Annotated in this window: 18 protein-coding genes; 10 read left to right on the forward strand and 8 right to left on the reverse strand. The window is 69.9% G+C overall.

Annotation, left to right across the window (positions count from 1 at the left end):
* Positions 1-39 precede the first annotated feature (39 nt).
* Genes KF871_RS05665 through KF871_RS05675 form a run of 3 tightly spaced genes read left to right on the forward strand, consistent with a single transcriptional unit; the run spans position 40 to position 3,229 of the window.
* Positions 40-1,212, forward strand: a complete 1,173-nt coding sequence (locus tag KF871_RS05665) for an acyl-CoA dehydrogenase family protein (RefSeq protein ID WP_291139433.1) — start codon at positions 40-42, stop codon at positions 1,210-1,212.
* Complete coding sequence (locus KF871_RS05670) at positions 1,209-2,828, forward strand: AMP-binding protein (RefSeq protein ID WP_291139436.1); 1,620 nt, start codon at positions 1,209-1,211, stop codon at positions 2,826-2,828. The genes KF871_RS05665 and KF871_RS05670 overlap by 4 nt, the downstream gene beginning before the upstream one ends.
* An 8-nt stretch (positions 2,829-2,836) precedes the next feature.
* On the forward strand, positions 2,837-3,229 hold the full coding sequence (locus tag KF871_RS05675) for a RidA family protein (RefSeq protein ID WP_291139439.1): 393 nt from the start codon (positions 2,837-2,839) through the stop codon (positions 3,227-3,229).
* A gap of 14 nt (positions 3,230-3,243) precedes the next feature.
* Here the strand turns inward: KF871_RS05675 and KF871_RS05680 are convergent, their stop codons facing one another.
* From KF871_RS05680 to KF871_RS05690, 3 genes are all read right to left on the reverse strand, one after another.
* Positions 3,244-4,422: an ATP-binding protein gene (locus KF871_RS05680; protein ID WP_291139443.1), complete on the reverse strand. Its 1,179-nt coding sequence runs from the start codon at positions 4,420-4,422 to the stop codon at positions 3,244-3,246.
* Between the two features lie 79 nt (positions 4,423-4,501).
* Entirely contained in the window at positions 4,502-5,668 is a 1,167-nt protein-coding gene (locus KF871_RS05685; RefSeq protein WP_291139446.1) for an ABC transporter substrate-binding protein, read from the reverse strand.
* A gap of 156 nt (positions 5,669-5,824) precedes the next feature.
* Positions 5,825-7,951, reverse strand: coding sequence for a TonB-dependent receptor (locus tag KF871_RS05690; RefSeq protein ID WP_291139449.1), 2,127 nt, complete (start codon positions 7,949-7,951; stop codon positions 5,825-5,827).
* A 243-nt stretch (positions 7,952-8,194) separates the two neighbouring features.
* Here KF871_RS05690 and thiD point away from each other — a divergent pair, with 243 nt between their 5' ends.
* Both thiD and KF871_RS05700 read left to right on the forward strand, forming a co-directional pair.
* Positions 8,195-9,007: a bifunctional hydroxymethylpyrimidine kinase/phosphomethylpyrimidine kinase gene (thiD, locus tag KF871_RS05695; RefSeq protein ID WP_291139453.1), complete on the forward strand. Its 813-nt coding sequence runs from the start codon at positions 8,195-8,197 to the stop codon at positions 9,005-9,007.
* Positions 9,008-9,097: 90 nt separating this feature from the next.
* A complete protein-coding gene (locus KF871_RS05700) occupies positions 9,098-9,598 on the forward strand; it encodes a Dps family protein (protein ID WP_291139456.1) in 501 nt (166 codons plus the stop codon).
* Here KF871_RS05700 and KF871_RS05705 read toward each other — a convergent pair.
* Entirely contained in the window at positions 9,546-10,493 is a 948-nt protein-coding gene (locus KF871_RS05705; RefSeq protein WP_291139459.1) for a DMT family transporter, read from the reverse strand. The two genes, KF871_RS05700 and KF871_RS05705, sit on opposite strands and share 53 nt — an antisense overlap.
* A 74-nt stretch (positions 10,494-10,567) precedes the next feature.
* On the opposite strand from KF871_RS05705, the gene KF871_RS05710 reads away from it, so the two are divergent.
* From KF871_RS05710 to KF871_RS05730, 5 genes are all read left to right on the forward strand, one after another.
* Complete coding sequence (locus tag KF871_RS05710; RefSeq protein ID WP_291139462.1) at positions 10,568-11,431, forward strand: LysR family transcriptional regulator; 864 nt, start codon at positions 10,568-10,570, stop codon at positions 11,429-11,431.
* Positions 11,432-11,479: 48 nt separating this feature from the next.
* A complete protein-coding gene (locus KF871_RS05715) occupies positions 11,480-11,812 on the forward strand; it encodes a hypothetical protein (protein ID WP_291139464.1) in 333 nt (110 codons plus the stop codon).
* Positions 11,813-11,967: 155 nt separating this feature from the next.
* Entirely contained in the window at positions 11,968-12,324 is a 357-nt protein-coding gene (locus KF871_RS05720) for a hypothetical protein (protein WP_291139467.1), read from the forward strand.
* Between the two features lie 67 nt (positions 12,325-12,391).
* Positions 12,392-13,324: a delta(1)-pyrroline-2-carboxylate reductase family protein gene (locus KF871_RS05725; RefSeq protein WP_291139470.1), complete on the forward strand. Its 933-nt coding sequence runs from the start codon at positions 12,392-12,394 to the stop codon at positions 13,322-13,324.
* Entirely contained in the window at positions 13,321-15,030 is a 1,710-nt protein-coding gene (locus KF871_RS05730; RefSeq protein WP_291139473.1) for an FAD-dependent oxidoreductase, read from the forward strand. Before KF871_RS05725 ends, KF871_RS05730 begins: the two co-directional genes overlap by 4 nt.
* On the opposite strand, the gene fghA is transcribed toward KF871_RS05730, so the two are convergent.
* From fghA to KF871_RS05750, 4 genes are all read right to left on the reverse strand, one after another.
* Positions 15,020-15,859, reverse strand: coding sequence for an S-formylglutathione hydrolase (gene fghA, locus KF871_RS05735; RefSeq protein WP_291139476.1), 840 nt, complete (start codon positions 15,857-15,859; stop codon positions 15,020-15,022). The genes KF871_RS05730 and fghA overlap by 11 nt on opposite strands.
* Position 15,860: 1 nt before the next feature.
* Positions 15,861-16,967 carry an S-(hydroxymethyl)glutathione dehydrogenase/class III alcohol dehydrogenase gene (locus KF871_RS05740; protein ID WP_291139481.1) on the reverse strand — a complete coding sequence of 369 codons (1,107 nt, stop codon included), beginning with the start codon at positions 16,965-16,967 and terminating at the stop codon, positions 15,861-15,863.
* 78 nt (positions 16,968-17,045) lie between these two features.
* Entirely contained in the window at positions 17,046-18,047 is a 1,002-nt protein-coding gene (locus KF871_RS05745; protein WP_291139485.1) for an FAD-binding oxidoreductase, read from the reverse strand.
* A complete protein-coding gene (locus tag KF871_RS05750; protein WP_291139487.1) occupies positions 18,044-19,015 on the reverse strand; it encodes a 4-hydroxythreonine-4-phosphate dehydrogenase PdxA in 972 nt (323 codons plus the stop codon). The genes KF871_RS05745 and KF871_RS05750 overlap by 4 nt, the downstream gene beginning before the upstream one ends.
* Positions 19,016-19,020 lie beyond the last annotated feature (5 nt).

A 19,020-nucleotide genomic window follows, 5' to 3' on the forward strand; every position in this document is an offset into this window, starting at 1 on the left:
GTGAACCCACCCATGGTTGCCTTCGACCGTCCCCACGGCATGACCCCACCGCAATCGCAATGGGCCCTGCCCTTCTTCGGCGAACACCACCGCACACTCGCGCTGGGCCTGGCCGACTGGGCCGGGGCGCAGCAGGTCGATGAGACGGACGACCGGTGCGCCTGCCGCGACTGGGTGGCCCGCCTGGGCCATGCGGGCTGGTTGCGCTATTGCGTGCCCGCCGCGCACGGTGGTGCCCTGGACAAACTCGATTCGCGCGCCCTGGTGATCCTGCGCGAGACGCTGGCCTTTCATTCGCCACTGGCCGATTTCGCCTTCGCGATGCAGGGGCTGGGCAGCGGCAGCATCACGCTGGGCGGCACAGCTGCGCAGCGCGACCAGCGCCTGCCCGCAGTGGCCGAAGGTCGTCAGATCGCAGCCTTTGCGCTCAGCGAGCCCGACGCCGGCTCCGACGTGGCCGGCATGCAGACGCGCGCCCAGCCCATGGACGGCGGCTGGGTGATCGATGGCTGCAAGACCTGGATCAGCAACGGCGGCCTGGCCGACTTCTACGTGGTTTTTGCCAAGACCACGGCCGACGCCGGCGCACGTGGCATCAGTGCCTTCGTGGTGCCTGCCGACGCGCCGGGGCTGGACACCTCAGAGCACATCGACGTGATGGCCCCGCACCCGCTGGCCACCCTGCGCTTCAATCAATGCCGCGTGGGCGCCGACGCCTTGCTGGGCACGGTCGACACCGGCTTCAAGCTGGCCATGCAGACGCTGGACATCTTCCGCGCCTCGGTGGCCGCCGCCGCGCTGGGCATGGCGCGGCGCGCCTTTGCCGAGGCCGTGGCGCACGCCCGGCAGCGCAAGATGTTTGGCCAGCACCTGGCCGACTTCCAGCTCACACAGGCCAGGCTGGGCGAGATGAGCGCGCTGATCGATGCCGCTGCCATGCTGACCTACCGCGCCGCCTGGATGCGCGACGAGAGCACCACCGAGGGCGCCGGCACACCCGCCTACACAGCCGCGGCCGCGGCGGCCAAGCTCACCGCCACCGAGAACGCGCAGCGCGTGATCGACATGGCGCTGCAGATGTTTGGCGGCCGCGGTGTCCGGGTGGGCGAAGTGATCGAACACCTTTATCGCGACATCCGCTCGCTGCGCATCTACGAGGGCGCCAGCGAAGTGCAGTTGCTCATTCTCGGCAAGGCCGCATTGAAGACATGAACTCCGCGCAAACCGACCGCTTCGTGCACGACCGCCTGCCGCCACGCGATCAGTGGCCCGAGCTGCGCTACGACACGCCCGAGTTGCAGGCCATTCCCGAGCAGGTGAACCTGGTGCAGGCGCTGTTCGACCGCGCCTTCGTCAATGGCCACGCCGATCGCCCGTTTCTGCGCAGCGATGCGCGCACACTGACCTACGCCCAGGCACGCGAAAGCGTCAACCGCATCGTGGGCGTGCTGGTGAACGAGCGTGGTCTGGTGCCCGGCAACCGCGTGCTGCTGCGCGGCGGCAACTCGGTGGCCATGTCACTGGCCTGGCTGGCCATCGTCAAGGCGGGCCTGATCGTCGTGGCCACCATGCCCTTGCTGCGGGCCAAGGAGCTCACGGCCATCATCGACAAGGCCCAGCCCGCCTTGCTGCTGTGCGATGACGCGCTCACCGCCGAACTCGAAGCCACCGACAGCGGCCTGCCCATGCTGCGCTTCAACTGCGACGGCGCCGACAGCCTGGAGGCCCTGGCCGCCCGGCAGCCCGCGCGCGCCGCGCCCTGCCCCACCTCGGGCGACGACATCGCGCTGCTGGCCTTCACCTCGGGCACCACCGGTGTGCCCAAGGCCGCCGTGCACACGCACCGCGACGTGCTGGCCGCCTGTGAGTGCTGGCCACGCCACGTGCTGCGCGCCACGCCCGACGACATCGTCATGGGCTCGCCGCCGCTGGCCTTCACCTTCGGCCTGGGCGGCTTGCTGATCTTTCCGATGTGGGCCGGCTGCTCGGTCTACTTCCCCTCGATTCCGTACACACCCGAGGCCATGGTCAAGCTGCTGATCGCACAGGGCGCGACCATTTGCTACACCGCGCCCACCTTCTACCGGCAAATGGCCGCTTTCGCGCAGCAGCAGCACGCGACACAGGGTGGCGTGGGCCGCCTGCGCATCTGCGTGAGTGCGGGTGAGGGCCTGCCCGATGCGACCCGGCAGTTGTGGAAGCAGGCCACGGGCATTGAAATGCTCGACGGCATCGGCGCCACCGAGATGTTCCACATCTTCATCTCCGCGGCCCCCGAGGCTGTGCGCCGCGGCGCCATCGGCACGGTGGTGCCCGGCTACACCGCGCGCGTGGTCAACGCAGACGGTCAGGACGTCGCCGATGGCGAGATCGGTCGACTCGCCGTGGTGGGCCCCACCGGCTGCCGCTACCTCGACGATGCCCGCCAGACGCAGTACGTGCGCGACGGCTGGAACTTCCCCGGCGACGCCTTCACGCGCGACGCCGATGGCTACTACCACTACCAGGCGCGCACCGACGACATGATCATCACCGCCGGCTACAACGTGGCCGGTCCGGAGGTGGAGTCCGCCTTGCTGAGCCACCCGGCCGTGGCCGAGTGCGGCGTGATCGGCCGCCCCGACGAGGACCGAGGGCAGGTGATCGTGGCCTACGTGGTACTCAAGTCGGGCCACAGCGCCGACGCCGCCATGGTCAAGGCCCTGCAGGACCACGCCAAGGCCAGCATGGCACCGTACAAGTACCCGCGCGAGGTGGTGTTCGTCGAACGCCTGCCGCGCACCGAAACCGGCAAGCTGCAACGCTTTGCGCTGCGCCAGTCGACGTAAGAGGACTCATGCAGACACTTCACCCTCAGGGCTGGACGCCCCCCAAGGGCTACGCCAATGGCGTGGCCGCCCGCGGCACGCAGATCTTCGTCGGCGGCCAGATCGGCTGGAACGGCCAGCAGCAGTTCGAGAGCGACGACTTCATTCACCAGACACGCCAGGCCTTGCAGAACGTGCGGGACGTGCTGGCCTGCGCCGGCGCGGGCCCCGAGCACATGGTGCGCATGACCTGGTACATCCTCGATCGCGACGAATACAACGCCCGCCTGCGCGAACTGGGTGATGCGTACCGCAGTGTGATGGGCCGAGAGTTTCCGGCCATGACCTGCGTCGAGGTGCGCCGGCTGGTGGAGGCACGGGCCAAGGTGGAGATCGAGGTCACGGCGGTGCTGCCGGACTGAGGCGCTGAGCCCGCTCAGTACTCGCGAAGCAGTACGCCTTCGCTGACCAGATCGGGCAGTGTGAAGCGGACCTGACAACCCCCACCCGGTGTGGCGTCGCAATGGATGCTGCCCCCATGGTGCTCGACGATGCGCGCCGCCATGGCCAGTCCGACACCCAGGCCTTCGAAGTCCTGCGAATGGTGCTGCCGCTGGAACAACAGGAACAACCTGCTCGCGCGCTGGCGATCGAAACCCGTGCCGTTATCGCGCACGAAGAAGGTGAAGGTGCCGTCCGAGCCGCGCTCATGGCCCACCGTCACCCTCGGCTGCGCCGCATCGCGCGAGAACTTCACGGCGTTGTCGAGCAAATGGCGAAACACCTGCGCCAGCAGCATGGGGTCGGCTTGCACCGAGGGCAGGTCGGGCGCGATATCCCATTGCACGCGCACGTCCTGAGCGGCACTGGGCAGGTGCGCCTTCACCTCCTGCACCAGCGCGCCGAGCGGCACCTCCTGCAGGGCCGGCCGGGCACGGCAGAGGTACAGGTAGTCCTGCAAGGCCTCGACCATGGCGGTCATCCGGCTCAAACCCGCTTGCGCCTGCTCGGCATACGCCGCGAGCACGTCGTCGCTGATTTCGGTGGCCCGCTCCCGCGCCAGCCCAAGGTAACCCCCGATGTGGCGCAGCGGCGCACGTATGTCGTGGGCCACCGCCTGGGACAGGGACTCCATCTCGCGCTGGATGACAGCCAGCGCATGGCTGTTGGCCTGGCATCGCAGCCGCAGGCTCTCGTCTCGCGTGCGCACCACCAACGCCTCACGGTCCTGCCACCGTGACAAGTCCAGCAGCGTGGCGTCGAACCCGAGATAGGCCCCGTCGGGGCCGGCCAGCGGTGTCGCAATCAGCAGTGCCGAAAAGCTCTCACCGTCGTGGCGGTGGAGGGTCAAGCGCAGCTCCCGGCGCAAGCGGTGGGTCTTCAGGTCGGCGATGAACGCCTGCAACTCCCGTCGACGCAGGTCATCGATCACGCCCAGGAACCTGTCCAGGGCCTCCATGGGCTCGGCGGCAGCGTCGAACCAGGACCGGGCGGTATCGTTGACCTTGCACACCACACCGTCGGCCGTGACCACAAACAGCGCGGACACCGAATGGTTGCCCGGCACAGGCGGCCAGGTCAGCAGCGGCGGAACGGGTGAATGCGAATGGTCCATGGGGGCTGATCGGTGGATGCATCATGCATCGATCACCCCCCCCATGCCACTACGGCGAAACCCGCGTCGGAAACCAGCGTCAGGTGCGAACCTTGCCGTCGCCGGTGAGCATGGACAACTCGGCAAAGCGCGAGGCCACGTGGTTGGTGCTGCTCAGCGAGATGGCAAAGCCGCCGAGGCTGGTATCGCCCACCGCTTCCAGGCCATTGACGATGTTCTCCGAGTTGACGCCCTTGCCGCCGGCACGGCGGGCACCTTCGACGAACAAACGCGCTGCGAGGTAGCCCTCGAGGCTGGAGAAGTTGGGTTGCACCTTGTCGCCGCCGCGAGCAATGGCGTCGAAGAAGTCGCGCGTGATCGGGCGTGCGGTGGAAAACGGGTTGGGCACCACCTGCGAGATCGCCACACCGGCGCCCACCTTGCCGAGCTCGTCGGCCAGGGCCTGCGTGCCCACGAAGGACACGTTGAAGAAGGTGCCGCCGTAGCCGGCCTTGCGCGCCTCCTTGATGAAGGCCGCGCAGGATTTGTACGCACTGATCTGCACCACGGCCTGCGGCTTGGCGGCCACGATGGTCTCCACCGCCTTGGCCACGTCCACCGAATTGCGCTCCACGGTCGCCGTGACCTTGGGCTTGAGGTTGCGCGATGCCATGGCCAGGGTCACACCGTCGAGCCCGGCCTTGCCGTAGGAGTCGTTCTGGTGGAACACCGCGATGTCGTTGAGGCCGAGGCTGGTGAGCTGGCGCACGATCAGCGCCGTCTCGTCGTTGTACGACGCGCGCAGGTGAAAGGCGAGACGGTTGAAGGGCTGGCGCAGGCCCATGGCACCGGTGAAGGGCGCAATGAAGGGAATGCCGGCCTGCGTGGTCAGCGGCAGCGCGGCCAGGCTGGTCGGCGTGCCGATGTAGCCGAACAGCGCGGTGCAGCCGCGTGAGAGCAACTGGCGGGTGTTCTCGGCGCAGCGATCGGGCTCGTAGCCATCGTCGAGTTTGACGATCTCGATGCGCTGACCACCCACGCCACCTTGCTGATTCACAAGATCGAAGTACAACTGGGCGCCCGCATTGAACTGGATGCCCAGCTGAGCGGCGGGGCCCGTGAAGGCGGCCGATTGACCGAGCACGATGCGGTTGCTCTGCGCCAGCAGATGCGGGCTGGCCAGCGCCGCCGCGGCGCCTATGGCCACGCCGGTGAAACGGCGGCGCGTAAGGTCGGTCGAGGCGGAACGGATGGGGGCGTGAGACATCGTGAAAGGCTCCGGGAGGCAGGCGTGCAGCGTGGGGAAATGGATCGACGATCCCCTGTACCCCTATGGGGTATCAGAACGTTGCGCCATGCTACCGATCGTTCGGGAAATCGCAGGCGCGCTCGCCGCCCCCAGGCGACCGTTGATCGCAGGACCTCAGAAACGACGCGCCAGCTCCAGCCCCGCCGACCAGCTGCGTCCCGCCCCGGGCTCGAAGTAGCGCCCGTTGCCGTCGTTGACGATCACCGAGCCCGCGTGACGGCGATCGGTGAGGTTGTCGATGCGCACGAACTGGCGCCATGTCCAGGGGCCGACCCGCTGCTCGAAGCGGGCACCCAGGGACAGCAACGTGTGCGCGCCAGCCGCATCGGTGTTGAGGTCGTTGACATAGACCCGACCGGTGTGGCGCGCCTCCATTGAGAAGACACCGCCCACCGCGCGCGCCCAGGGTGGCGTCCAGGCCAGTTGCGCAAACAACTGCTGCGCGGGCACGCCGGGCAGGGCGTTGCCGGCGGGGAAGCGCGCATCGGCCGAGGCCAGATAGAGCGCCTGCAGCCAGGTCCAGGCGGAGGTGAACACGAGGTCGCCCCAGGCGTGCTCGGCCGAGAGTTCGACGCCACGCCGCTCGGTGCGCCCGGCGTTGGTGTACACCGTGCGACCACCGCTGCTGCTGTCCACCACGATCTCGTCGCGCGTGCGGGTGTGAAACAACGTGGCGCTCCACAGCCCATCGGCATGGCGCCCGCGCAGGCCGAGCTCGGCGTTGCTGCTGCGCGAAGGGCGCAGTGCGGTGTTAAGCCCGGTGGCGCCCGAGCTCTGGTATGCCACCTCGTTGAGCGTGGGGATCTCGAAGCCCTGTCCCAGGCTGCCATACAGCTGCAGATCGGGGTCCAGTTGCCAACGCGCACCGAGCACCGACACGGTGCGCGCGTACGACACGGCACCGCTGTCGTCGCCATTGGACAGAAAGCGGTCGCTGGAGCGGTAGTCGGCGTGGATGTGCCGCACACCGCCTTCGACGGTGAAGGCGTCGCGCGAGTAGCTGGCCCGCAGGTAAGGGTCGCGCGTGGTGGCGCGGTTGGTTTCGTCGCGCCGCAACAGGCCTTGCACACCGATGGCCGTCGGCGCGCCGCTGGGGCCCGTGAAGTTGTTGAAGCCCAGGCGCAGATCGCTCTGATGATCGACCGCCAGGCCGGCACTGAGGTCGGCGCGCCCGCTGCCCCAGGTCCCTTGCCAGCGCCAGCGCGCATTGAGCCCCTGGTAGACGCGATCGAGGTCGATCACGCCGCCCGAGCTGGTGGCGGCGTTCTGCGCCGTGGGCGGGATCGACTGGAACTGCATCACATGGCGCTGCCCGGCGTAACCCATCAGCTCAAGGCTGTGCCCGCCGCCCAGGGCGTGGTCCCAGGCCACACCCGCCTGGGCCTGCGACACCGACTTGCGTGTGTTGAAGTCGATCGCCTGGCTGGCGGTCTGCGTGGGATCGGCGTCGAACTGCGCGCGGGTGAGCCCCTGCGGGTCAAGCGCAAAGCCCGTCTGCCGGTTGAACAGCAGCACGGTACGGCCACCGTCGTGCGCGCGCACGAGCTTGGCGTTGGTGGTGCTGCGGTGTGCCGACGACTGCGGTCGCAGGCCATCGGTCTCGAAACGACCCGTGTCCAGTGCGTAGAGCCAACCCGGGTCGCTGTCGCCCCCGGTCGATGCGCCCACACGCCCGCTGAGCTGCGTCGACAGGCGCCACAGGCCATGGTCACCCAGAGCCAACCCGCCGCGCCACTGTGCGGGCTCGCCACCGTCCTCGGTGTACAGCAGGATGGCGGCACCGCTGGAAGCGCCGTAGAGCGTGGCCAGCGGGCCGCGAACCACCTCGATGCGCTGCGCGCTGCTCAGCGGGAAGTTGGCCGCCTGACCGGCACCGTCGGGGGCGCTGGCCGGAATGCCATCCACGAACAGACGCACACCCCGCACGCCGAAGGTGGACCGCGCGCCAAAGCCGCGCACCGACACCTGCAGGTCTTGCGCGTAGTTGTTGCGGTTGCGGATCACCAGGCCCGGCACCCTGCCCATGCCCTCGGACAGGTTGATCTGCAACTGCCCACTGCGCAGCTCCTCGCCCTCCACCACGTCGATCGACGCACTGCCACGCCAGCGCTGCTCGTACACGCTGCTGCCGGTGACCACCACCGGGGCCAGCGCACCAGGTTCCACTGGCAGGGTCTGGCCCAGCCCGGCGCCTGCCGACAGTGCCCCCCATGCCGGCCACAGGCGACGCGCGCGCTTCACGCACGGACCTCAGCGTGGGGGCAAACGGGTGCTGAGCAAAGGGGCGCCTGGGTCATGGGGTTCCTTGGTGGCGTTGGGCGTTGGGCGTTGGGTGATCGAGCGGCCGACCCGCAGAACGCTCAACGCCGAACCCTCAACGGCCCGGACGCTAGCGCGCATCGGCGGCGCAGCACAAGCCCCACGCCGCTTCGCGTCGGGTTGTGACGAAACGGAACACCCGCCCAGGGATAATGCGCGCCCGCCATGGCCCAGTCCCACCCCACCCCAGCGCGCGTGCTCAGCATCGCCGGCAGCGACGCCGGCGGCGGCGCCGGCATCCAGGCCGACCTCAAGACCATGGCGGCCCTGGGCTGCCACGGCATGAGCGCCATCACGGCCATCACCGTGCAGAACACCCTCGGAGTGCGGGCGGTCCAGGCTGTGGCCCCTGCGCTCGTGGCAAGCCAGATCGACGCGGTGATCGAGGACATCGGTGCCGACGCGGTCAAGATCGGCATGCTGCCCGAGGTCGCCACGGTGCACGCGGTGGCCGAGGCCATTCGGCGCCATCGGCTGGCGCGCGTGGTGCTCGACCCGGTGGCCGTTGCCAGCAGCGGCGACCGGCTCATCGACGCGGACGTGCCGCCCGCCCTGATGACCACGCTGCTGCCCCGCGTGACCCTGCTGACCCCCAACCTGAGCGAAGCGGCCAGCCTGGCCGGCCACGCGGTCAGCACCGTGGACGACATGCGCCGCGCCGCGCAGCGCTTGCGCGAACGGGGCGCCCAGGCGGTGCTGATCAAGGGTGGGCACCTGGACGGCCCCGCGCTCACCGACCTGCTGCTTGACGACAGTGGCTTCACGCTGTGGACAGACAGCCGCATCGACACGCGCAATACGCACGGCACCGGCTGCACCCTGTCCAGCGCCATTGCCTGCGGACTGGCGCGCGGGCTGACGCTGGTCGACGCCATCTCGCAGGCACGCACCTACCTGCGTGGCGCCCTGCAATCGGCCGCGCACTGGCGCCTGGGCCAGGGGCGCGGCCCGCTCGACCACGCCCACCGCAGCCGTTGACCCAGGTCATCACCGCGGCATGGGGCGGGCGCTATGCTGCGCGTCTGCCAATCGTCACATCCGAAATCGTCATCCCCATTAGGAGCCCGCATGAGCAAGAAGACCACCAAGCCCGTCATGGCCGTGAACATCGGCATCGCCGAAAAAGACCGCGCCGCCATCGCCAAAGGCCTGAGCCACCTGCTGGCCGACACCTACACCCTGTACCTCACCACCCACAACTTCCACTGGAACGTGACCGGGCCCATGTTCAACAGCCTGCACACCATGTTCATGGAGCAGTACACCGAGCTGTGGAACGCCGTCGACCCGATCGCCGAGCGCATCCGCTCGCTGGGTCATGTGGCGCCGGGCAGCTACGCCGAATTCGCCAAGCTGAGCTCGCTGCCCGATGCGCCCACCACGCCACCCAAGGCCCTGGAGATGGTGGCCATCCTGGCCAAGGGCCACGAAGGCGCCGCCCGCACCGCGCGCGCCATGTTCGATCTGGTCGACAAGGCCAGCGACGAACCCACCGCCGACGTGCTCGTGCAACGCCTCACCGTGCACGAACAGGCGGCCTGGATGCTGCGCTCGCTGCTCGAGGCGTGATCGGCGCGGCGGCCGGCCCGGGCGACACCGGCCGGCTGCCCCACCACAAGGCCAGCCCCATCAGGCCCACGCCCAGCCATTGGGCGGGTGCCAGCCAGCGCTGATACACCAGCGCATCGCACAGCAAGGTCACCGCCGGGTACACGAACTGCAGCAAGGCGGTGCGTGAGGTGCTCAGGCGGGCCATGCCACCGTAGATCAGCACATAGGCCAGGCCCGTGTGCACCACCCCCAGCGCCACCAGCCAGGCCCAGGGCGCACCCCATGCGGGCCAGCCCTGCGCCAACAGCCAGGGCCACAACAGGGCCGTGCCCAGCGCGCATTGCCACCAGGCCAGCGCCAGCGGTGGCACCGGTGTGCGGGCGCGCAGCAGCAGCCCGACCCCCGTCTGCGCAACCACCGCCACGCCGCACAGCAGCAGCCCCGCCACCGAGGTGGCGCCTGCGCCACCCATCAAGCCGGTGGCCAGCACCAGGCCGGCCAGGGCCAGCCACACGGCCAACACACGCGAGCGAGGCAGCGCCTCGCCCAGTACCCAGGCACCCGCCACCATCAGGCACAGCGGCTGGATGTGAAACACCACCGTGGCCAAACCCACCGACAACCGCTGGATGGCCGCAAAGAAGACCACCCAGCTCAACACCACCATGCCCGCCGCCAGCCCGACGCGCCAGCGGGTGCCAGGCGGCAGGCGCCACAAGGGTGCGCGGCCACTGCAACCAGCCCACAGGGTCAGCGCCAACAGGCCGAAGGCGCAACGAAACCAGGCCGCCGCCGCCGCGCTGCTGCCCGACTCGAGCAGGAACACCCCCAGCGTGCCGAGGATGGCGCCGCCCGCGGCCATGCGCCAGGCGGCGCGGCGCTCGGCGGAAGGCGATGGGCTTGTGGTGGTCATGCCCACAATGTCGCCGTCACTTTCGCATTCGAGAAGCGGATAATTCGTATCCCTGCCATCCGATCATCGAATCCATGCGCGCGTCCGACCTGCAGATCGACTGGCTCAAGTGCCTGGTGGCGGTCGTTGACGCCGGCTCGCTGTCGGCGGCCGCACCCGACCTGCACCGCTCGCAATCGGCGGTGAGCATGCAGCTGCAAAAACTCGAACGGGCCGTGGGCCACACGCTGCTGCTGCGCGGCCCCCGTCGCCTCGAACTCACCACCGAAGGACAGGCGCTGCTCGGTTATGCGCGCCGCCTGCTGGACCTGCACGCCGAGGCCCAGGCCGCGATGCAACCGGACACCCTGCAGGGGCGGGTGCGCCTGGGCGTGCCCGACGATTACGCCGCGCGCTACCTGACGCCGGTGCTGCGGCGCTACGCCGCCCGCCATGGTGGGGTCGAGATCGAACTGGATTGCGAACAATCGACCTCGCTGATCCCCCGCGTGGCACGCGGCGAGCTCGACCTCGCCCTGATCTCGCGCGACAACGCGCAGCGAGGCACCCTGCTGTTCCATGAACCCATGGTGTGGGTGGGCGCCCCCCAGGCCGAGGTGTGGCGCCGCGACCCGCTGCCCATCGCGGTGTACGAAGACGGCAGCCTGGCGCGCAAGCACGCGCTCACCACGCTGTCGCTTCAGGGTCGACGGCACAAGGTGATCTATCACAGCTCCAGCCTGGCGGGCCAGATCGCCGCGGTGGAAAGTGGCCTGGCCGTGGCCGCCCTCACCCAGTGCAGCGCGCCTGCGCATCTTCAGGTGCTGGGGATGGAACACGGGCTCGGCCCGATGGGGCCAATGGCGGTGGCCGCCTACCGCAGCCGGGCCTCCCGCGGCGCAGCGGCCGTGGACGAACTGCACCGCCTGCTGGTACAGACCCTGCGGCAAGCGGTCTGACCTGCCGATCGAGGGAACGCTGCGCGCCTTCGGCGACTCCATGCACCCATGACGCCCGCCGACACCCCCTGGCCCGACGACCTGCACGTGCTCGTGCTGTGCGCCGACTGGTGCACCCAATGCCGTGCCTTTCGCGAGGTGACGGCGTCGATGGACACCGTGCCACTGCACTGGATCGACATCGAAGACGCCGGCCTGGACGCCGACGAGTTGCAGATCGACGCCTTTCCCAGCGTGGCGATCTTCCGACCCGCCGGTGTGCTGCGCTACCTGGGCCCGGTGCGCGCCGACCGCGACGGCTTTCTGGCGGCGCTGGGCCAGTTGCACCGCCTGGCCGAGCGGCCCCTGCCATCCGCGCTGCGCGAGGTGCTGCCCGGTTGAGTCGGCAGACCCAGCCTGTCGCCGTCGCACCACGGCACCCGCTCTGCGGCGCCAGCAACCGCACACCGGCGACTTTCCGCTGATCCGCTCGCCGCGCCGTGTGAACGGCTTCACAGGCCAAACCGACACCTTTGCGCTAAGGTGCCCGGTTCACCATGGACAACGCCTTCGATCACCTCGTCGCCGTGTGCGAGCGCATGCGCCACCTCACCGGTGCGCTGGAGACCATCCGCAACCTGCTGATGGCCGACGTCATGACCACCTCGGACGACGCCCGAACCGCCATGGGCGACACCCAGGAAACGGCGCGCAGCCTGTTCATCCACGCGGTGGGTCTGCGCCAGCGCGCCGGCACCGACCTGGAAACCACGGTCACACTCATCACGTCCGACACCGACCCGGCGCACTCCGCACAGCGCCAGGAATGGCTCACGCTGTGCGGCGACCTGGCCGGCACGCTGCAAAGCATCGACGCGGTGCTGGCCGAGCTGGAACAGCACTTCCGGCGCTGAACCGTGCCGGGGCGACGCTGTCGCCTGCGCCCACGCCCCGCCGGGCACGATGGCGCATCATCGGCGCATGACCGATACCCTGTTGATGTCGCCCGCGGCCACCGCGGCCGCCCTGCCCTACCCGGCGCTCGCCGACGCCATTGCCGCCGTGTTGCGCGACCCCGATGTCCGCGTGCCGGCACGCATCGTGATGCCACTGCCCGCCGGCGGCAGCCTGTTCGTGATGCCCGCCACCGACAAGGTCGTGGCCATCACCAAACTCATCAGCTTCGTGGCCGACAACGGCGCGCGGCAGCTGCCCACCATCCAGGGCGACATCGTCATCTTCGACGCGCGCGATGGCCACCGCCTGGCCATGATCGACGGCCCCACCGTGACCGCGCGCCGCACGGCGGCGGTCTCCTTGCTGGCCGCGCGCGTGCTCGCGCCGCGCACCGACGGCCCGTTGCTCATCGTGGGCGCCGGGGTACAGGGTCGCGCCCACCTGGAGGCCTTCGCCAGCGGCCTCGGCGTGCGCGAGGTGCGCATCGCTTCGCGCAGCGCCCACAGCGCCCACGCGCTGGCCGAGCACGCCCGGGCCCTGGGTGTGTCGGCCTCTGTGGTGCCCGACGCCGATGCCGCCCTGGCCGATTGCCCGCTGGTGGTGAGCTGCACGCCGGCCCAGGGCGTGGTGCTGCGTGGCACGCCCCGCGACGACGCCTTCGTGGCCGCGGTGGGCGCGTTCACGCCCGCCATGGTGGAGTGGGCGCCCGAGGTGTGCCGCGATCTGCTCGCGCGCGGCCTGGTGGTGGTCGACACCCGCGACGCCGATCACGAAGCGGGCGACCTGCTGCAGGCCGGCATCGACGTGCCCGCCCTGCCCACGCTGGCGCAGCGGCTGGACGCCCCGCGCCCGGCGCGTGGCCCGGTGTTCTTCAAGAGTTGCGGCTGGGCCGGCTGGGACCTGGCCGCGGCGCGGCTGGTCAGCGCCCGCATGGGGTCGACAGGAGCGCGCGCATGAGCCACGACCTGCCCACCCAGACCGAGGTGCTCATTGCCGGCGGGGGCCCGTGTGGGCTGATGCTGGCCAACGAGCTGGGCCGCCGCGGCGTGCCCTGCCTGCTGCTCGACAGCAAGCCCGGCACCGCCTTCAACCCGCAAGCCAACGCCACCCAGGCGCGCACCATGGAGCACTTCCGGCGCCTCGGGTTTGCCGACGAGATCCGCGCGCAGGGCCTGCCACCCGACCACCCCACCGACATCGTCTACCTCACCCGCTATGCGGGCGACGAGCTGGCGCGCATCCAGCTGCCCACCGCCGCCCAGGCGGTGCAGCAGATCCGCAGCCTGAGCGGCTCCTGGAGCGCCGCGGAACTGCCCCACCGCGTGTCGCAGAAGTTCGTCGAGGCCACGCTGCGCCGCCACGCCGAGGCCTGGCCGGGCAACCAGCTGCGCTACAGCCACGAACTGCTCGACTTCTCGGTGCAGGCCGATGGCGTGGTGGCGCAGGTGCGCGCTGTGGGCAGCGACACCCCCCACACCGTGCGCGCGCGCTATCTGGTGGGTGCCGACGGCGCACGCAGCGCAGTGCGACGCGCCCTGGGCATCCGCTGGGGTGGTGAGACCGGTGTGCAGCGCGACTTCATGGGCGGCAAGATGTTCGCGATCTACCTGCGCGCACCGGGCTTCGCCGAGGTGCTGAAGCACCCGCGGGCCTGGATGTACGTGTCGGTCAACCACCAGCGGCGCGCCTTCATGGCCTCGGTGGACGGCGTGTCCGAGTACGCCTTTCACGCCGCGGTACACCCCGACGAAGACGCCGACCACTGGACCGAGGCCGACGCGCGCCGCGTGTTCGCACAGGCCGTGGGCCGCGAGCTGCCGATCGAGATCCTGTCCATGGGCACCTGGCTGGCGGGGCACTCGCTGGTGGCCGAGCAGTTCCAGGACGCCGGCGCGCGCGTGTTCCTGGCGGGCGACGCAGCCCACCTGTTCACGCCCACCGGTGGCCTGGGCTACAACACCGCGGTCGAAGACGCAGTGAACCTGGGCTGGAAGCTCGCCGCCGTGCTGCAAGGCCAGGCGCCGCACGCACTGCTGCACAGCTACGCGGTGGAGCGTCGGCCACTGGCCTTGCGCAACACCGGCTACGCGCGCCGCTTTGCCGATTCGGTGGGGCTGTTCAACGCCTCACCCTTGCTCGAAGCCGACTCACCCGAAGGCGCCGCTGCGCGCGCCGAGGCCAGCGCCTACCTCGATGCACACGCCCGGCTGGAGTTCAACATCCCCGGTGTCACCTTCGGCGGGCGCTACGACGGCTCACCCATCGTGGTGGCCGATGGCAGCGCGCCACCGCCCGATGAGCCCAACCGCTACACCCCCAGCGCCTGCCCTGGCGGCCGGCCACCGCACCAGTGGCTGGCCGACGGCTCGTCGCTGTACGACCGCTTCGGCCGCGACTGGACCCTGCTGCGCCTGGGTCCCGACGCACCCGATGGCACGGCCTTTGGCCAGGTCGCGGACCAATGGGGCGTGCCGCTCAACGTGGTGGCACTGCCCAATGACGCCCTGCGCGAGCGCTACGAAGCCCCCTTGGTGCTGATCCGCCCGGACCAGATCGTCGCCTGGCGAGGACACGACGACGCCAGCGCTGAGGCGGTGCTGGCGCAAGCCACGGGCCGCGCCATGGCGGCCGCGACAACGCCCGCCGTACCCGCTACGCCGTGAGCGCCGCCGCGTGGTGGGCCATGTGATCGGCCACCACGCTCTGGATGAAGAAGTAGCCGTGGTCGTAGCCCGCGTGCCGGCGCAGCGTGAGCGCCTGCCCCGCGGCCGCGCAGGCCTGTTCGAGGCGCTCGGGCCGCAACTGCTCGGCCAGGAAGTTGTCGGCCTCGCCCTGGTCAACCAGCAAGGGCGGCAGCCGCGCCCCGCCTTCGATCAAAGCCACGGCGTCGTGCGCGCGCCAGGCCGACCGGTCATCGCCCAGGTAACCGCCGAAGGCCTTGTGGCCCCAGGGCACTTCGCTGGGCGCGCAGATCGGCGCAAACGCCGACACGCTGAGAAAGCGCCCCGGGTGGCGCAGGGCCAGCGTGAGCGCACCGTGCCCGCCCATGGAATGCCCGCACACACCGGTGCGCTCGGCCGCCACCGCAAAGTGCGCCGCCAGCACCGCAGGCAGCTCGTGCATCAACCAGCTCTGCATGCGCCAGTGCGTGGCGTACGGTGCCTGCGTGGCGTCGAGGTAGAAGCCCGCGCCGTGGCCAAAGTCCCAGTGCGCATCGGCCTCGGCCACGCCGGTGCCGCGCGGGCTGGTGTCGGGCGTGACCAGGATCAGCCCGTGCTGCGCCGCGTATTGCTGCGCGCCGGCCTTGATCGCAAAGGTCTGCTCGTTGCAGGTCAGGCCGGCCAGGCACAGCAGCACCGGGCGCGGCCCGGGCTGCGGCGGCACGAACACGCCAAAGCGCATCGGCAGGCCGATCTCGCTGGACGCGTGCTCGTAGAAGCCCTGCACGCCGCCGAAGCAGCGGTGTGCTTCGAGTGTCTTGAGATCGGCCATCTCAGAACTCGACGACGGAGCGGATCGACTCGCCGGCCTTCATCAGATCAAAGCCCTTGTTGATGTCCTCTAGCTTGAGCTTGTGCGTGATGAGGTCGTCGATGTTGAGCTTGCCCTCCATGTACCAGTCGACGATCTTCGGCACATCGGTGCGCCCGCGCGCGCCGCCGAAGGCCGAGCCTTCCCACTTGCGGCCGGTGACCAGCTGGAACGGACGCGTGCTGATTTCGGCGCCGGCTTCGGCCACGCCGATGATGATGCTGCGGCCCCAGCCCTTGTGCGTGCACTCCAGCGCCTGGCGCATCACCTGGGTGTTGCCGATGCATTCGAAGGAGTAGTCGGCGCCGCCGTCGGTGAGCTGCACGATGGCGTCGACGATGTTTGCGTGGTCCTTGGGGTTGAGGAAGTGCGTCATGCCGAACTTGCGCGCCATGGCCTCGCGCCCGGGGTTCAGGTCCACACCGATGATCTTGTCGGCGCCAACCATCTTCGCGCCCTGAATCACGTTGAGGCCGATGCCGCCCAGGCCGAACACCACCACGTTGGCGCCCGCCTCGACCTTGGCGGAGTAGATCACCGCGCCCACGCCGGTGGTGACGCCACAGCCGATGTAGCAGACCTTGTCGAACGGCGCGTCGGGGCGGATCTTGGCGAGCGAGATCTCGGGCGCGACGATGTGGTTGCTGAAGGTGGAGGTGCCCATGTAGTGCAGGATGGGCTTGCCACCGAGCGAGAAGCGCGATGTGCCGTCGGGCATCAGGCCCTTGCCCTGCGTGCCACGGATGAGCTGGCACAGGTTGGTCTTGCGGCTCAGGCAGAACTTGCACTGGCGGCATTCGGGCGTGTAGAGCGGGATCACGTGATCGCCCGGTTTGAGCGAGGTGACACCGGCGCCCACTTCGAGCACCACGCCCGCGCCTTCGTGGCCCAGCACGGCCGGGAACAGGCCCTCGGGGTCGGCGCCCGAGAGGGTGTAATAGTCGGTGTGGCAGATGCCGGTGGCCTTGATCTCCACCAGCACCTCGCCGGCGCGCGGGCCTTCCAGGTCCAGTTCTTCGATCGTCAGGGGTTGGCCGGCCTGCCAGGCCACGGCGGCGCGTGTCTTCATCGGTGCTCCTCGGTGCAGTAAGTCAAACAGCCGGCATCGTAGGCCACTCTGTTTGTCCCACCGCGACCGAGGGCCGACTCAGGCGGCCGGTCCCGGCACAAAGGCGTCGCTGTGAAAGCGCTCGGGCGCCAACCCCAGTTGCTGCAGGCACACCGCCTTGACCGCATTCACCATGGGCGGTGCCCCGCAGCAGTACACGTCGGCCAGTGCCGCATCGATGGCCAGGGTGGTGATCGCGGCGTCCACGCGGCCATGAAAGGCCTGCAGCGCGGCCGCGTCGTCGGCGTCCTCCACGGCGGCCACAAAACGCAGGCCAGGCAAGCTGCGCTGCCAGCGGGCCACCTGTTCGTGCAGGTACAGGCCCTGGCGATCGCGGCTGCCCCACACCAGCACGACCGGCCGCGTTGACCGGCGCTTGGCCAGATCGTCCAGCAGCGACTTGACCGGCGCGAAACCGGTGCCGCCGCACACACACACCAGCGGCGTCGGCGCGGCAGGGTCGATGGCCACCTGGCCGAAGGGCAGTTCCACGTCGAGCTCGTCACCCGCTTGCAGCGAGGCCAGGCGCTGGGTGAACTGGCCGCCGGGCACGTGGCGCACATGCAGTTGCAGGGCGTCGCTCTCGTGCGGTGCATTGGCCATGGAATACGCGCGGCGCGAGCCGTCCGGCAGACGCACCTGCAGGTACTGCCCGGCGCGAAACTTTGCGCGCTGTCCGGTGGGCAGGCGCAGTTGCAGCACGCTCACGTCCGGCGCGGCCAGGGTGTGGCGAAACACCTTCACCCGCAGCTGCTTGCGGGCGTCGGGCTCGCTGCGCCGCCAATGGCCGGGCGCGATGGTCAGGTCGCCCAAGGGCCGGCACTGACACAGCAGCTCCTGGCCGTCGGGCACCGCCTCGGCGTTGGCGACGCCGCGCGCCACCGGTGCACCGCGCACCGCGGCCGCGCAGTTGCCGCACACACCCTTGCGGCAGGAATAGGGCAACTCGATGCCGGCCTTGAGTGCGGCGTCCAGCAAGGTTTCGTCGGGCGCGCAGGGGAACCGGACGTCGCTGTCGGCGATGTGGATCTGAAAACTCATGGAGACGCGTGAGAGGAAGAAAAGTCGGACCAGCCACCCACCAGTTGCAGGCTGCGCAGCATTGCGTCGGGCCGCGCGCGACCGGTGCCGGCGATGTCCATGGCGCTGCCGTGGCCGGTGCTGGCCAGCAGCACGCGCGCGCCGATGGACAGGGCGCTGGCCCCCTGCGGCGCCAGCAGCTTGACGGGGATGTGCCCCTGGTCGTGCAGCATGGCCACGTACAGGTCAAAAGGCCGCGTGGCGCGGTCGGCAAGCAGCACGTCCGCACCCTGCGGATCGGCCACGTCGTGCCCGAGTTCGCGCAGGCGGGCGGCGGCGGGGCGCGTGCAGCGGCGGTCGTGCGGGCCGAACAGCTCGCCTTCGGAGGCGTGCGGATTGATGCCGAACAAGGCCGCGCGCGGCCGGGCAATGCCCATGGCCGTGCAGGCGCGCAGACCGGCCGTGGCCGCCGCCACCACCAGTGCCGGCGTCAGACGCTGCAAGGCGTGCTCGACGCTTTCGTGCAAGGTGGCGTGCACGATGCGCAGGCCCGCGCCCACCAGCATGAGAAACACCGCGTCCTCAGGCACGCCGCTCACGCGCGCCACCAGGCCGGGGTAGCCGTTGAAGGCGATGCCGGCCCGCGCGATCGCGGTCTCGTGGTGCGGGCCGGCCACCACCGCGTCGAACCCGCCGGCGCAACAGGCTTCGATTGCGGCACTGGCACTGACCACCGCGCTGTGCCCTGCCTCGGCGCACACCTCGCCCGGTCGGTGCGCGGCATCGGGCAGGTGGCCCACGGGCACCACCGCCACCTCGGCCAGTAGCGCCTGCAGGTTCAGCGTTTGCGCTGTGCGCGCCAGCACCGGCTCGGGTCCGAAAAGGGTGATCTGTGCGCGCTGCGCCGGCGACAGGGCCGCCAGCGATTTCAGTGCGATCTCGGGACCGATGCCGTTGGGGTCGCCCACCGTCAGGGCAATGCGCTTCACCGATG

Source organism: Hydrogenophaga sp. (assembly GCF_019635465.1).
Lineage (GTDB): Bacteria > Pseudomonadota > Gammaproteobacteria > Burkholderiales > Burkholderiaceae_C > Hydrogenophaga.

What these genes read in the sequence shown, in the direction of transcription:
- KF871_RS05665 (WP_291139433.1), top strand. Translation starts at nt 40, where the DNA reads ATGACCCCACCGCAATCGCAATGGGCCCTGCCCTTCTTCGGCGAACAC.
- KF871_RS05670 (WP_291139436.1), top strand. Translation starts at nt 1,209, where the DNA reads ATGAACTCCGCGCAAACCGACCGCTTCGTGCACGACCGCCTGCCGCCA.
- KF871_RS05675 (WP_291139439.1), top strand. Translation starts at nt 2,837, where the DNA reads ATGCAGACACTTCACCCTCAGGGCTGGACGCCCCCCAAGGGCTACGCC.
- KF871_RS05680 (WP_291139443.1), bottom strand. Translation starts at nt 4,422, where the DNA reads ATGGACCATTCGCATTCACCCGTTCCGCCGCTGCTGACCTGGCCGCCT.
- KF871_RS05685 (WP_291139446.1), bottom strand. Translation starts at nt 5,668, where the DNA reads ATGTCTCACGCCCCCATCCGTTCCGCCTCGACCGACCTTACGCGCCGC.
- thiD (WP_291139453.1), top strand. Translation starts at nt 8,195, where the DNA reads ATGGCCCAGTCCCACCCCACCCCAGCGCGCGTGCTCAGCATCGCCGGC.
- KF871_RS05700 (WP_291139456.1), top strand. Translation starts at nt 9,098, where the DNA reads ATGAGCAAGAAGACCACCAAGCCCGTCATGGCCGTGAACATCGGCATC.
- KF871_RS05705 (WP_291139459.1), bottom strand. Translation starts at nt 10,493, where the DNA reads ATGACCACCACAAGCCCATCGCCTTCCGCCGAGCGCCGCGCCGCCTGG.
- KF871_RS05710 (WP_291139462.1), top strand. Translation starts at nt 10,568, where the DNA reads ATGCGCGCGTCCGACCTGCAGATCGACTGGCTCAAGTGCCTGGTGGCG.
- KF871_RS05715 (WP_291139464.1), top strand. Translation starts at nt 11,480, where the DNA reads ATGACGCCCGCCGACACCCCCTGGCCCGACGACCTGCACGTGCTCGTG.
- KF871_RS05720 (WP_291139467.1), top strand. Translation starts at nt 11,968, where the DNA reads ATGGACAACGCCTTCGATCACCTCGTCGCCGTGTGCGAGCGCATGCGC.
- KF871_RS05725 (WP_291139470.1), top strand. Translation starts at nt 12,392, where the DNA reads ATGACCGATACCCTGTTGATGTCGCCCGCGGCCACCGCGGCCGCCCTG.
- KF871_RS05730 (WP_291139473.1), top strand. Translation starts at nt 13,321, where the DNA reads ATGAGCCACGACCTGCCCACCCAGACCGAGGTGCTCATTGCCGGCGGG.
- fghA (WP_291139476.1), bottom strand. Translation starts at nt 15,859, where the DNA reads ATGGCCGATCTCAAGACACTCGAAGCACACCGCTGCTTCGGCGGCGTG.
- KF871_RS05740 (WP_291139481.1), bottom strand. Translation starts at nt 16,967, where the DNA reads ATGAAGACACGCGCCGCCGTGGCCTGGCAGGCCGGCCAACCCCTGACG.
- KF871_RS05745 (WP_291139485.1), bottom strand. Translation starts at nt 18,047, where the DNA reads ATGAGTTTTCAGATCCACATCGCCGACAGCGACGTCCGGTTCCCCTGC.